The organism is Candidatus Nitrospira nitrosa, assembly GCF_001458735.1.
GTDB classification, from domain to species: Bacteria; Nitrospirota; Nitrospiria; order Nitrospirales; family Nitrospiraceae; genus Nitrospira_D; species Nitrospira_D nitrosa.
On the sequence record NZ_CZQA01000008.1, the window covers coordinates 302357 to 315762 of the forward strand.

Here is a 13406-nt window from a genome sequence, read left to right on the forward strand (position 1 = left end):
GTGGAAGATTCCGGAGAAGGCCCTTACGGCGTGCTCGAATCTTCCACCCCTCAACCGAGACGCCCGGTTGTGGATTTGAGAGGAGAGCGTTCATGATGAACATTCCACCAAATAACCCGATTCCGAAGCCTCGCTATGCACTGAGTTATGGCTTACGACTGGACCAAGGCACAGCCAGCGAGCGCATCCATCCTCGCGTACCCGTTCGCCTGCCCAATGGATCGATGGGGAACATGACGCTGCACGTGGTGAACGGCACGGCGGATGAAATCAAGGCGCAGTTACTCCACAGCATCGACGCGTTCTTTGACATCTATGCCGACGGTTCACGCGCAACCAGCGGTGACTGAGGCATCATCACTCCGGGCCTTTCCTCCGCCTGAAAGAGAAAGCGACCGATCATGCAAACACTTGATATCCATCGCCCAGAAATGCAGGACCTTCAGTTCGTGCTGCTAGTCACAGCACTCTGCACCTCTCGTCTGACGGTGCTCAATATTCCGGAAACGCTCCGCGCCACCATATTTAATCGCTGCTGGGCGCTCATTCACGAAACCCCTCCGCCCCGCAGGCTGGAGGATCGGGTCTTGGACCTCCGTCCCTGGACCGAGCTCACAGTCGAGGCAATGATCGAAACGATACGCGCGGGACTGAGCGAGGCAGGAATCCGAACCTTAGCTTGGGACCATGCAGCAAGCGACCCAACCCGCACCAGCACGCCAGAAGCAAAACCCCTTATTGAACGACTCTCGACACTCTATCCTCAACCACCCGAGGACAGTCCCGACGACGATGCCATAGACACGACGTCGCACTGACAGGACGGCAATACAAGGCAAAAGCTGTTTGAGCCTCATGAGCTCCTCATCTGATTGTCATTGATCCGCCCTTACCATGCATAGGCCTCCGGTGCGGCCCCACCCGGACCAGGGAACAGGTCGTCCAGCTGCTTCATGGTTTCCTGACTCAGCGTGAGAGTCAGCGCCCGCATCGCGCCATCGAGTTGCTCCATGGTGCGTGGCCCAATGATTGGTGCTGTGACGGCCTTTTGATGGAGCAGCCATGCCAAGGCGACATCCGCCGGACGCTCGCCAATTCCAGCACACAGTGCTTCATAGGCTTCCAATTTGGTACGCGACTTCGCGATCTCTTTCTTCAGATCTTCATCCGCGCGGCGCCCGCTATTGGCTGGTTGCAGCACTCCGGCTAAGAGCCCCCGCCCCAGCGGACTCCAGGGGATCAGACCGATGCCATAGGCTTCACAAGCAGGGATGACTTCCAACTCAATCGTGCGCTCATTGAGGTTGTACAAACTCTGCTCTGACACCAAGCCCAGAAAACTTCGGTGACGCGCCGCTTCCTGCGCCTGAGCCAAATGCCACCCAGCGAAGTTACTGCTGCCGACATAGATCACCTTGCCTTCTCGGACCAACTGTTCCATCGCCTGCCAGATTTCGTCCCACGGTGTCTCCCGATCGACGTGGTGCATCTGGTACAGATCAATCCAGTCGGTTTGAAGCCGGCGCAGACTCGCTTCACACGCTTGCTTGATATGGCGGGCGGAAAGGCGAGACTGGTTCGGCCACTCCCCCATCCGGCCGAATACTTTTGTGGCCAACACCACTTTCTCTCGGCGACCTCCGCCCTGGGCGAACCACCGACCGACGATCTGCTCGGTCCAGCCTTCGCCGAGTTTCCAGCCATATACGTTGGCGGTGTCAAAAAAGTTGATGCCGAGATCTAACGCTCGATCCATGATGGCGAAGCTGTCCTGCTCACTCGTCTGGGGCCCGAAATTCATCGTCCCGAGACAGAGTCGACTGACTTTAAGCCCTGAGCGACCGAGATGGCAGTATTCCATAAGCAACCGATCTTCTTCAGGAGCAGCTAGAGAGAGGACTCACTCGGGAGAATGGAAACTCACTCACCATAAAAAACTCCCACCAACTCTGGCCAGCTATTGAAATCCTTTCTGGCATCACAGCACCAAACTGCAACAGGCAGTACCGGAACAGCCGACAGGATGTTCAAAAAGGCCGTCCAGCGCGGCCGCAGCGAGCGCAGAGGCGAAGCGTACTATGAGCCGTACGTTGAGCCTCTAAGCGATGCGAGAACAAAGCTGGCGGACTTTTTCAACATCCTGCTAATACCCACGTCCCGTACTTCCCCCACGCCCCATTCGGTCAAGCGGGAGCGCCTCGTAGCGCTGTTTCAGGTCTGGATGCTCGCTCAGGTACTGCTTGACCGCCGCATCATCCGCAAAGACTTCAGGGCTCCGTTTCCGATATTCGTCGAGCGTCAGATCATGCTTAGCCAGTACCGCGGTCAGTTTCGTGTTGATCTCGTCGCGCATCTTGTTCATCTGCTCGGGAGACGGCCGCTGTCCGTCCCCATACCCCGCTCCGCCCTGAAAATAGTTCGTCATCATCTCGCCGATCTCAATGCGGGAGTTGACGAATTTCTCAACGTCCGCCGGTTCCGCCGCTACGGCAATACCCGAGAACAGAAGCCCTCCTAAGACAATCACAATGGCCTGAGATCGAACATTCATCACGCTACTCCCTTCATGAATGAGTGACTCACACAATGACTCTCTTTTTTGTCCGCTGCCTTGCGTCAGAAGGCGCCCAACCTGCAGGAGACCCATCATCAGGCCTCATCGTCTCCTTCGCTGTACGCCGATGGGATCCCATAGCGCTTACACTTTTCCCACAAAGCCTTTCGGGACAACCCCAAAATCTTCGAGGCGGTCGTGCGGCTCCCGTCGACTCGCTCCAAAACAGACAGGATATAGTCTTTCTCAAATCCCTCTCGAGCCGTGGCCAACGAGGTCAGGGAGCCCGCCTGCTTTCTCTTCTCGCTGCTCAACCCTTCGTGACAGAACCCGCAGGCCTCCTGCGTACTTCCTCCAGCATAGGGGCAGGACTGAAATCCACAGAGGTCGTTCGGTTGAACCGTCGTCTGGTCTCGGCTCAAGGCGACGGCCCGCTCCACGAGATTCTGCAACTCTCGGACGTTCCCCGGATACGAATACCGCAGCAACAACTCTCGTGCCGGTTGGGAAAATCGCCGCAGCTGTTTATTGAGTTTCAGCGAACCGGTTTCCAATACATGTTGGGCAATCACCATGATGTCTTCTTGCCGTTGACGAAGCGGTGGCACGAGGATCGGCACGACGTTGAGTCGATAAAAAAGATCTTCCCGAAACCGGCCCTGCGCGACTTCCTTGCGCAGATCTTTTTGCGTGGCACAGACAAGCCGGACATCGACCTCAATCGGCTCATTACTGCCGACCCGCTCAAAGACTCGTTCTTGCAACACACGCAAGAGTTTCACTTGGACGACAGGAGAGATTTCTCCGATTTCATCAAGGAAGAGCGTCCCCCGGTTGGCCATTTCAAACCGCCCACGTCGCTGGCGTAAGGCGCCGGTAAATGCGCCTTTCTCATGCCCAAAGAGCTCCGCCTCCAACAGCGTCTCGGGCAAGGCCGCGCAGCTGACCTTAATCAATGGCGATCCCTTGCGCAGGCTGTTCTGATGGAGGGCATTGGCCACCAGTTCTTTCCCTGTGCCGCTTTCTCCGATAATGAGGACCGTGGAATCGGTTTCTGCCACCATCTTGATCTTGTCCAAAACCGCCCGCATCTGGCTGTTGGCCCCCAAGATACCGTGGAAGCAAAACTTGTCTTCGAGCTGATGTTTGAGGTCTTGATTTTCTCGCCGTAAGGCGATGATCCCGCCGATCCGCTCGATGATGAGCAGCAATTCATCCATCTGAAACGGTTTCGTGATGTAATCAAAGGCTCCCAACTTCATGGCGCCGACGGCCGTTTCCACGGACCCATGAGCGGTAATCATGAGCACTTCCGTTTGAGCGGCCTTCTCTTTGGCTGTCTTGAGTACCGTCAGCCCATCGGCTCCCGGCAACCGGAGATCGGTGATGACGAGATCAAAGGTCCGTTTGTCGATGGCCTCGATCCCTTCCAAACCCGTCGCCACGGCCTGCACGTCGCAGCCGACCGCTTCCAACGCATCCAGCATCGACAGGCGCATCAGCGGTTCATCATCGACCAGCAAAACCGCCAAGCCTTTCATGCGTCCTTCTCCACCAACGTGCGATCGCGCAAGATAGGTAAATACAGGGTGAACGTACTGCCCGTCCCAACTTCGCTCTCCACCGAAATTCTCCCTCCATGTCGCTCGACGATACCGAGGCTCACCGAGAGACCCAGCCCTGTTCCCTCTCCTTCGCCCTTGGTCGTGAAGAAAGGGTCGAAGATATGTGGGAGGACCGAAGCCGGAATGCCGGCCCCGGAGTCTTGCACATCCACACGACACACGCCTTCCGACACGGAAGTTCGCATGGTCAGTACGCCGCCGTTTTTCATTGCTTGCACGGCATTGAGGATCAAATTCATCAGCACCTGTTCGATCATGTGCCGGTCGACCATGACCGGCGGAAGGCCCTGTCCCTGTATGATCTCCAATCGAATGTGACTGGGAGCGAACAGATGAGTCGTCAGCGTCAGCACCTGATCGACGATTCGGTTGATATCGGCCTGGCTGAATTCCGGCTCATGCTGTTGCGAAAAATCAAGCAATTGGCGAACGATTTTTTGAACCCGTCGGACACCATGCTCCATCGACGCCCAGTATTCCTCCTGACGTGCCGGAGAGGGTGTCCCTTTTCGGAGGTTATAGAGACAGTTCAGGATCCCACCCAGCGGATTGTTGATCTCATGCGCCACGCCGGCTGCGAGTTTCCCGACCGATGCCAGTTTTTCGGCATTTTGAATCTGCCGTTCCAGCTTCTTGGTCTCCGTCATATCTCGCGCGATACCGAGCACTCCCAAGATATGACCATCCACCCCATGCAACGGTGAGACACTGACCATCACGGTGCGTAGCTCACCCAAACGAGTCACAATTTCGACCTCGTAGACCTGTTTGGCACCGATATCCAACGTGCTCTTCAGCCGGCGCCCACGATGACGCCGTGACAGAAGCAAGAGATAGGGACGGCCTATCAGATCATCCTTGCGATACCCCCAGGCATTGACCTTGCTGTTGACATAGGTGAACTGTTGATTCAGATCGAGCGTATAGATGACATCATTGGCGTTCTCAAGAAGATTCTCCAGGTATTGTTTTGTCTCTTCGATTTCCCGCGTTCGCTCGCTGACTTTCAGCTCGAGGTCCTCCCGATACGATTGAAGCTGGCGCTCGAGCTTCTTCCGAACGGTAATGTCTCGCAGTTGCACCATGACGAGAAGCGGGTCGGTTCCGCCGACTCGAATCAGGTCCATTTCCACGGGAACCTCATGGCGATCGGCATGGCACACGGCAATCTCTTGGGTCGTCACCTGCCCCCGCTCCGTACTGACATCAGCCAGCCAGCCTTCGAATACCCCATGATAGTCCGGGAGCAAGACATCGCGAATCGGCTTCCCGACAATCTCCGATTCCGCATACCCTAAGACCTGGGACTCCCGTTCATTTACAGCGACGATCTCTCCCGTCACGTCGACCATAAACACGGAATCCGCCACCACATCGAAGAGCGCCTTGTAGCGAGCTTGGGAAGCCGTTAACTGCCTGGTACGCTCCGACACAACCTGTTCCAACCCCACGGTATACCGCTGCAGCTCCTGCTCCAATCGGCGCCGTTCCGTCACATCACGCACAAAGGCGCGAGAGTGCACCAACCCACCCCGCTCATGATCGAACAGCGCCGTGGCATGAATTTCGACGTCGATCCGTCGACCGCTTTTCGTCAATAACACCGTCTCGATCGAACTCTGCCCCCGGCACACCAGCTGTTCGAGGTAGTGCAACACCCGGCCTTCCTGTCCTTGAGGCACCAGTTCCCACAATTTCATGCTCAACATCTCTTGACGGCTATACCCGAGCTTGTCGAGCCCTGTCTTGTTGACATGCACGAGCCGTCCGCCTCGATCCAGCTGGCAAATCATTTCCGGTGCATGCTCGATCAGGTCCCGATATTTCTCCTCCAGTTGCCTGATCTCAGCGATCCGCTGTTCCAATTGGCCAAAAGACAATTGAAGATTGGTCGCCATCTGATTGAACGCCCGCGCAAGCCCTTCGATTTCATCGCCGGTCCTCAGCTCCACCCGCTGGTCCAAACGGCCGCTTCCGATCTGCTGAACGCCGTCGTGCAACACACGAACAGGTTTCGCAATCCGACGAGCGACAAAGACTCCGATTCCGCCGAGCCCCAGTGACACCGCGACGCCAAACACGAGAACTTTCGCGATTAATTCTCCCAGCGGAGCGAATGTTTCCGCTGGATCCTGACGCACAATCGTCATCCAACGCTTTCCACCAAGACTTCCCGGTTCAATGAGATCGGTAAACCGCACCGGTGCCATCCCAATCAGCGCATCCTTGTTGCCGTGCCAATCGTCAGGCGCGATGATCCACCCTGGTTTCCCGGTAGCGACGGCTTCAAGGGACTCGGTATCGATCGAATGGGCTTCCGGTGCGAGGATCGGGCAAATCACGACTCCCCCATCTGTGGCCACCAGCATGGCATGTCCGGTCGCACCGAACGACTTCTCCGCGATCGATTGGAAGAGCGTATCGCGTCGTAACAGAATGGTAACGGCTCCGATCACCGCCTGACGGCGATCATCCAGAATCGGAGTTGCGACAGCCACCACATGCGTACCAAACGCAGGGTCGAAGGTGATGTCACTCACATAGGGTCGTCGGCCGCTGTGCTTGACGATTGCTTGCCACCAGGCCGTCTTGGCGTAGGAGTAGTCCACTTGCGGAATCGAGCTGACGACCAATGCACCCTGCCCGTCCGTCACCAAGATGCCGATATAGTCGGACTTTCGAATCTCGTGCCACTGAATCAAATAGTTGGTCACGATCCGGTTGACGAACAGCGGAAACTCACTTCGTTTAGCCCGCTGTCCCCATCGCTGCTGCCACCCCTTGATGATTTCCGAGATACTGTGCGCGTCCTTGCCTTCGTACGTCCGATTCGCCTCGGAGACGGCTGTGCGGACAAAGGGCATGGTCGCAAGCTGCTGGGCTTCGCTCATCCCTCGGGTGATCTGCATCTCGACCAGGCGAGCGGCTTCGACGGCAACTTCCTTGAAATCCGCCCCCGTCGTCTCACGCAGCACTCGTCGTTCTTCCGCATAGATCAGGATAAGCAGGAGGGCAAGTGGGAGGAGGCCGACCAGGACAATCGCGCCGATGATTTTCTGCTGGAGACTATATGACCGGCTCCAGATCGCCATGATGACACCAGGAGAAGCCGTACGGCGCCTCTCACGAAAAACGTTGTTGCGGCAGGCGTCGGCTCAGAAGCTCGTGCCCCTCCACGGTTCACCATGGACACGACGCAGGACGCGAATGAGGGACATGGCGCTACCGCACCACTCGATCAATTGCGTTTCAAGAGTCGGCCCTGCGTTCCGGGCCACAACAATAAGAGAGGGCTGGCCACAAATACCGATGAATAGGTCCCAAAAACCACACCCCCTAGCAGGGCCAATGAAAAATCATGGAGAACTTCTCCTCCTGCCAAGGTCAAGGGAATGAGGACGAGCACAACCGTCAAGCTCGTCACGATGGTCCTGCTCAAGACCTGGTTGACCGCGCTGTTGATCGTCGCTTCCTCACTCTCACGGCGCCGCTGCTTCAGATTTTCTCTGATTCGATCGAAAACGACCACTGTGTCGGTCAGCGAATACCCTGCCAGCGTCAAGAGTGCCGTGACGATCAGGAGTGTGATTTCTTTGTCCAAGATGTAAAAGACCCCGACGACGGCCAACACATCGTGAAAGGTCGCCAGCGCCGCCGCGACTCCGAAACGCAGTTCGAATCGGGCCGCAATGTACAGAATAATGCCCACAAACGAAATGACGACGGCCACGAGCGCATCTTCCTGAAGTTTCTTGCCGATGGTCGGGCCGATCTCGGTGGTGGAGTCGACCACGAACTTATTATTGGGGAACTCCTTAGAGAAGATGGCCACCACACGTTCCGCCACTTTTTCCTCAATCGTCGTGGACGCCTTGACTCGGATCAGCAACTTATTGTCCTGCCCGAATTCCTGTAACTCCGTCTCACTGAGACCGTTGGTCTCCAGCACCTTCCGCGCTTCGTCGATCCGAACCGGCTGGTCGAACTTCAGTTGAACCGCGGTTCCTCCGGCGAAGTCGATCCCCAGATTGGCCGCGCCTCGCGCAATCTGCACGAGCGCGATCAGCCCAAGCAGCACCATGATGCCCGAAAAGAGAAAGGCGAACCGGCGCTTACCCATGAAATCAAAGTTGGTTTTCCCTAGAATCTCTAACATGCGCGCTCCCTTTTGATAGCCCTGAGCTTCACCTTGGACAGTCAGTACCGATGGCGTCATGGTTAAATGCTCAGCGCTTCAACCTTCTGCTTCTGATACAAGAGATCAAAAATCACTTTCGTCCCGACCAATGCCGTAAAGAGATTGATCGCGATGCCTAAGCACAGCGTCACGGCGAATCCCTTGATCGGTCCGGTCCCAAAGAGAAACAACGCCACCCCTGTAATCAAGGTCGTGACGTGTGAGTCGATAATGGTGAGCAAGGCCTTGTCGTACCCGGCATCGATGGCCGACCGCACCGCCTTCCCACTTCGAAGCTCTTCTCGAATACGCTCAAAGATCAAGACATTCGAGTCGACCCCCATCCCGATCGTCAACACGATGCCGGCGATCCCAGGGAGGGTCAATGTCGCCGTTAAGGCCGACAACGCCCCCATCAGACAGATGAGATTCAAGGCTAAGGCGAAATCTGCAATGAGCCCGGACAGCCGGTAATACACAATCATGAACACGACGACCATGACCCCAGCGATCAAGGTCGCCCTGACTCCCTTGTCGATAGAGTCCTGCCCCAGCGATGGGCCCACCGTCAAATCTTGAACGATCTTCAGCGGTGCCGGGAGGGCACCGGCCCTCAGCACGATGGCCAGATCGTTGGCCTCCTGCGTGGTGAACGTCCCTGTAATTTGCGCTCGTCCTCCGGCAATCCGTTCTTGGATGACCGGCGCGGAATAAATCGTGTTATCCAACACCACGGCCATGCGCTTTTTGACATGTTCCGCAGTGATGCGCTCGAACTCTTGCCCACCCTTGGAATCGAAGGTGATCGACACGTACGGATCGTTGAATTGGCCGATGGCGACCCGCGCGTCGCTCAGAACATCACCGGTCAACATTACGCGCTTCCTGACCACGTAGGGAGCGCGAAACTCGACCCCCGTGTCCTTGTCGACTACCCGCTCGAACAAGATCTGATCGCCTTCGGGCAGTTTACTCTCAAACTGCTGCAGCACCTCAGCCTCTTTATCCTTCGAAACATGCCCGGGCAAATCCAGCCGGATGTCTTCATCCAACATTTTGAATTCGAGCAACGCCGTTTCTTTGATCAAATCCTTGGCACGCTTTGGGTCCTTGACACCTGGAAGCTGGACGACGATCTGCTTCAATCCCTGCCGCTGCACGATCGGCTCCGCCACCCCGAATTGATCGATTCGGTTTCGAATGGTTTCCAACGCTTGATTGATTGCGGAGTCCTTGATTCGCTTGGTCTCCGCCTCACGCAACACCCACACGACGGTTGCCGCGGATTCCGCCGATTCGTTCTCGACGAAACTCGGGAAGTTGTCGATCAGCTTTTGAGTCGGAGATTTGGCATCCGCATTCTGAATCTGGACCGTAATCTGTTCATGGCCGACGCGCTTCACCGAGTCGACGGCGATCTTCTTCTCCGTCACAAGATCTTGCAACGCCGTGACCGATCGATCCACGGCGATTTCCACGGCGCGATCCTCGTCCACTTCCAATACCATATGAATGCCGCCCTGCAGATCCAACCCAAGGGTAATGCCCTTATTCGGCAGCACCGTCTTCAACCAGCTCGGCATGGCTTGATAGAGCGGCGGGTAGGAGGGAAGAAATGAGACAAACGATCCCACCAACACCAGTGTCAACAACCATAAGCGCCCACCTACTTTTTTCATCTGGCCCCCAACCCCTTATCCTGTTTGACCGATGCGACTCTACTCCTTATCCTCGTCTTCCGTTCGCAGTCGAGAAACATTCTCCCGCTGCATCTTGATCTTGGTATTGTCCGCAATTTGCAAGGTAACAGTATCTTTCCCAAGATTGGTGACGGTTCCCCAAATACCTGAGGTGGTGATCACCTTGTCGCCCTTTTTAATGGCGTCCAACAACGTCTGTTGCTGCTTTTGCTTCTGTTGCTGCGGCCGAATAAGAAGAAAATAAAAAATCACAAAGATGAGCAGAAAGGGGACCAACGACAGAATCCCTCCTGCCCCGCCACCCGCTGCTGCACCGCCTCCACCCGTTCCCTCCGCCCATGCCAGTGATTCCATCAACATCGCACATCTTCCCTTCTATGTCTGATAACTGTTTTCGCATTCCTGGTGAGTGTTCGGCTCACCTTCCCCAGAACGTTCTCCCGCGGCCTGTCGATCACGGTGATGATAAAAGGCCTCGCGAAACGCTGGAAACTTGTTTTCCCGCACGGCCTCCCGAATACCACGCATCAGCTCGGCGAAATACCAAAGGTTGTGGATCGTGTTGAGCCGAGCCCCCAACATCTCCTTGACCATGAACAGGTGATGCAGATATGCCCGGGAATACCGGGCGCACACCGGGCACCCACAATCGGAATCGATCGGCCGTTCATCACCCGCATATTTCGCCTGCTTAATTACAACCCGCCCTGATGTGGTAAAGAGTGACCCCGTTCTCCCGTGGCGTGACGGAACGACACAGTCAAAGAGATCAACTCCTCGAGCCACGCCCTCGACTAAGTCTTCAGGAAGTCCCACACCCATGAGATACCGAGGTTTCGACTCCGGCAACTCTGGAACCGTGACATCAAGCATCCGATACATGTCCGCCTTGCTTTCACCAACGGACAATCCACCGATGGCGTAGCCCTCGAACCCTAAGGTCACCAAGTCTCGAGCCGATAGGACGCGTAGGTCAGCCTCCAATCCACCCTGAACGATCCCGAACAACGCCTGGTCCGTCCGACGACGAGCGGCTTGACAGCGCTCCGCCCAGAGCCTGGTCCGACGTACTCCCTCCTGCACAACCTCCCGGCCGGCCGGAAGCGCCACACACTGATCAAGCACCATCATGATGTCGGCCCCTAAGGCTTCCTCAATCTCGATCGCCTTCTCCGGGGTGATGACGTGCGTCGAACCATCGATATGCGATTGGAACGTGACACCATCATCAGTGATCGCGCACAATTTTGCCAAACTGAAGATCTGAAATCCTCCACTATCCGTGAGGATGGCCCCGGACCAACCGGTAAAGGCATGCAGTCCGCCCATATCTGCGACAATCTTGTGCCCAGGACGCAGGTACAGGTGGTACGCATTGTTGAGCATCAAGCCAAACCCTAACTCCTGAAGATCCTGAGGTTCAAGTCCCTTCACCGGACCCAGGGATCCTACCGGCATGAACGCCGGTGTCTCGATCGTGCCATGGCCTGTCGTCAAGCGGCCGATGCGACCTTTGCTATGTGAGTCACGTTGGTGAATGTGGTACTGCATCATGTACGTGGAAGGTGATGGCTACATCTGTTCAGGAGCTGAAAGACCTAATACGTCGAGCCCACTGTGAATCACCTGCTGAACTGCTCCCATCAAGACCAGCCGCGCTGCAGTACGGCTGGGTGTGAGCACCTCAGCCGCTACCGACTCATTCGTGTCAGGCTCCCCGGCGGGAGGGAGAATCCGGTGCTTGTTATAAAAGGTATGCAGGAGCGCTGCCAACTGCTGCAAGTAATAGGTCACCCGATGCGGTTCAAATGCCAAGGCACTCGTCTGAATCACCTCCGGATACGCAGCTAACTTCTTGATCAAACCCAACTCGTCCGGATCCGTGAGCACCGTGAGATCCACGTCTCTCGCGGATGGACGGGCAATTCCCCGCTCAGAGGCGACACGCCACAGGCTGGAAATTCTCGCATGGGCGTACTGCACGTAGTACACTGGGTTGTCGCTGGAACGCTGCTTGGCCAACTCCAAATCAAACTCCAAGTGGGTCTTGGAATCCCGCATGAGAAAGTAAAACTTCGCCGCGTCAGCCCCAACCTCATCAATCACTTCCCGCATGGTGATGAAATCGCCTGTCCGCTTGGACATCTTCACTTCAATGCCATCCCGGAGCAGCTTCACTAACTGCACCAACACGACGTGCAGTCGCTCTTTCGGATGGCCATACGCCTGCACCGCAGCTTGCATCCGGGGGATGTAGCCGTGGTGGTCGGCCCCCCAGACATCAATCAGCAGATCATAGCCACGCCGCAGTTTGTCGTGATGATAGGCGATATCAGAGGCCAAGTAGGTATATTCCCCGTCCTGCTTTTTAACGACGCGATCCTTCTCATCTCCGTACGTCGATGACCGAAACCACCAAGCCCCTTCTTCCTGGAACAAGAGATCCCGGGCCTTCAATTCATCGCAGGCTCGTTCCACCGCCTGCGACTCCAGGAGAGAGGCTTCGCTGAACCATGCGTCGAACTCGATGCCAAAGGCCTTGAGGTCTTCGCGAATGTGCCCCAGCAGTTCTTGGTACGCAAGCGCTCGGCAACGAGTCTGGAGGTCCTCCGAACTCAGCTCGCCAGCGACCCCATCAAGTTGGCCCTTTATTTTTTGCGCCACTGCCGTAACGTAGGCCCCGTGATACCCATCCTCCGGAAACGTGACGGGTCGACCTGACAATTCGAGGTATCGTGCGTACACCGACGCACCCAACAGTTTCATCTGCCGTCCGGCATCGTTGATATAGTACTCGCTCGCAGCATCATATCCGATGGCCTGCAACAGCCGCCCGACGGCTTGTCCGACCGCAGCCCCTCGGCCATGTCCAACATGCAATGGACCAGTTGGATTGGCGCTCACATATTCCACCAACACTCGACGGCCGTTCCCAACATCTGTCCGACCATAGGACCGGCCCTGGGCCGCGATTTCCAGGATAACTTCCTGCCAAAGCGTTGGCTTGACCGTGAGATTTAAAAACCCAGGCCTGACGATTTCCACACGATCAAACAGTTGGTCTCGCCCAACAAGGTTGTCGACAATGATCTGCGCAACGTCATGTGGCGCCTTCTGCTCAGAAGCCGCCAATGACATCGCCACGGTTGAGGCCAGGTCTCCCCATTCTGGCCGCTTAGGCGCGTCCAGGCTCAGCGTCGGCCAAACCGGCGTCCGGAGCTGCCCTTTTTGTTTTGCCTCATTGAGCGCAGTGAGCAGGGCCGATGTTACCTTTTCTTGCACGATACCTGGCGACAATACAATTCTCCTCAGCCGTGACAACCAAACGGAAATCAACGGAGCACTCTAGC

11 protein-coding genes are annotated in these 13406 nt (G+C 56.3%); 2 read left to right on the forward strand and 9 right to left on the reverse strand.

What is annotated here, in order from left to right:
• Positions 1–92: 92 nt before the first annotated feature.
• Together COMA1_RS10220 and COMA1_RS10225 are read left to right on the forward strand one after the other, a co-directional pair.
• Complete coding sequence (locus COMA1_RS10220; RefSeq protein WP_090747852.1) at positions 93–350, forward strand: hypothetical protein; 258 nt, start codon at positions 93–95, stop codon at positions 348–350.
• Positions 351–401: 51 nt separating this feature from the next.
• Entirely contained in the window at positions 402–818 is a 417-nt protein-coding gene (locus COMA1_RS10225; protein WP_090747855.1) for a hypothetical protein, read from the forward strand.
• A 71-nt stretch (positions 819–889) separates the two neighbouring features.
• On the opposite strand, the gene COMA1_RS10230 is transcribed toward COMA1_RS10225, so the two are convergent.
• The 9 genes from COMA1_RS10230 to argS all read right to left on the reverse strand — a co-directional run bounded on the left by COMA1_RS10230 (position 890) and on the right by argS (position 13353).
• The gene (locus tag COMA1_RS10230) at positions 890–1861 is read right to left on the reverse strand and encodes an aldo/keto reductase (protein WP_090747858.1); all 972 of its coding nucleotides are present in this window, start codon (positions 1859–1861) and stop codon (positions 890–892) included.
• Between the two features lie 282 nt (positions 1862–2143).
• Positions 2144–2551: a hypothetical protein gene (locus COMA1_RS10235; protein ID WP_090748858.1), complete on the reverse strand. Its 408-nt coding sequence runs from the start codon at positions 2549–2551 to the stop codon at positions 2144–2146.
• Between the two features lie 98 nt (positions 2552–2649).
• Positions 2650–4095: a sigma-54-dependent transcriptional regulator gene (locus COMA1_RS10240; protein WP_090747861.1), complete on the reverse strand. Its 1446-nt coding sequence runs from the start codon at positions 4093–4095 to the stop codon at positions 2650–2652.
• Positions 4092–7271 (reverse strand): PAS domain S-box protein, encoded by a 3180-nt coding sequence (locus COMA1_RS10245; RefSeq protein WP_090747864.1) that lies wholly within the window; start codon positions 7269–7271, stop codon positions 4092–4094. The genes COMA1_RS10240 and COMA1_RS10245 overlap by 4 nt, the downstream gene beginning before the upstream one ends.
• Positions 7272–7417: 146 nt before the next feature.
• A complete protein-coding gene (secF, locus tag COMA1_RS10250) occupies positions 7418–8335 on the reverse strand; it encodes a protein translocase subunit SecF (RefSeq protein WP_090748860.1) in 918 nt (305 codons plus the stop codon).
• A 62-nt stretch (positions 8336–8397) separates the two neighbouring features.
• Positions 8398–10035, reverse strand: a complete 1638-nt coding sequence (secD, locus tag COMA1_RS10255; RefSeq protein ID WP_090747867.1) for a protein translocase subunit SecD — start codon at positions 10033–10035, stop codon at positions 8398–8400.
• Positions 10036–10074: 39 nt separating this feature from the next.
• Positions 10075–10416 (reverse strand): preprotein translocase subunit YajC, encoded by a 342-nt coding sequence (yajC, locus tag COMA1_RS10260; RefSeq protein WP_245630993.1) that lies wholly within the window; start codon positions 10414–10416, stop codon positions 10075–10077.
• A 15-nt stretch (positions 10417–10431) separates the two neighbouring features.
• Positions 10432–11610: a tRNA guanosine(34) transglycosylase Tgt gene (gene tgt, locus COMA1_RS10265; RefSeq protein ID WP_090747870.1), complete on the reverse strand. Its 1179-nt coding sequence runs from the start codon at positions 11608–11610 to the stop codon at positions 10432–10434.
• A gap of 18 nt (positions 11611–11628) precedes the next feature.
• Positions 11629–13353: an arginine--tRNA ligase gene (argS, locus tag COMA1_RS10270; protein WP_090747873.1), complete on the reverse strand. Its 1725-nt coding sequence runs from the start codon at positions 13351–13353 to the stop codon at positions 11629–11631.
• Between the last annotated feature and the right edge of the window lie 53 nt (positions 13354–13406).

What these genes read in the sequence shown, in the direction of transcription:
- COMA1_RS10220 (WP_090747852.1), top strand. Translation starts at nt 93, where the DNA reads ATGATGAACATTCCACCAAATAACCCGATTCCGAAGCCTCGCTATGCA.
- COMA1_RS10225 (WP_090747855.1), top strand. Translation starts at nt 402, where the DNA reads ATGCAAACACTTGATATCCATCGCCCAGAAATGCAGGACCTTCAGTTC.
- COMA1_RS10230 (WP_090747858.1), bottom strand. Translation starts at nt 1,861, where the DNA reads ATGGAATACTGCCATCTCGGTCGCTCAGGGCTTAAAGTCAGTCGACTC.
- COMA1_RS10235 (WP_090748858.1), bottom strand. Translation starts at nt 2,551, where the DNA reads ATGAATGTTCGATCTCAGGCCATTGTGATTGTCTTAGGAGGGCTTCTG.
- COMA1_RS10240 (WP_090747861.1), bottom strand. Translation starts at nt 4,095, where the DNA reads ATGAAAGGCTTGGCGGTTTTGCTGGTCGATGATGAACCGCTGATGCGC.
- COMA1_RS10245 (WP_090747864.1), bottom strand. Translation starts at nt 7,271, where the DNA reads ATGGCGATCTGGAGCCGGTCATATAGTCTCCAGCAGAAAATCATCGGC.
- secF (WP_090748860.1), bottom strand. Translation starts at nt 8,335, where the DNA reads ATGTTAGAGATTCTAGGGAAAACCAACTTTGATTTCATGGGTAAGCGC.
- secD (WP_090747867.1), bottom strand. Translation starts at nt 10,035, where the DNA reads ATGAAAAAAGTAGGTGGGCGCTTATGGTTGTTGACACTGGTGTTGGTG.
- yajC (WP_245630993.1), bottom strand. Translation starts at nt 10,416, where the DNA reads ATGTTGATGGAATCACTGGCATGGGCGGAGGGAACGGGTGGAGGCGGT.
- tgt (WP_090747870.1), bottom strand. Translation starts at nt 11,610, where the DNA reads ATGATGCAGTACCACATTCACCAACGTGACTCACATAGCAAAGGTCGC.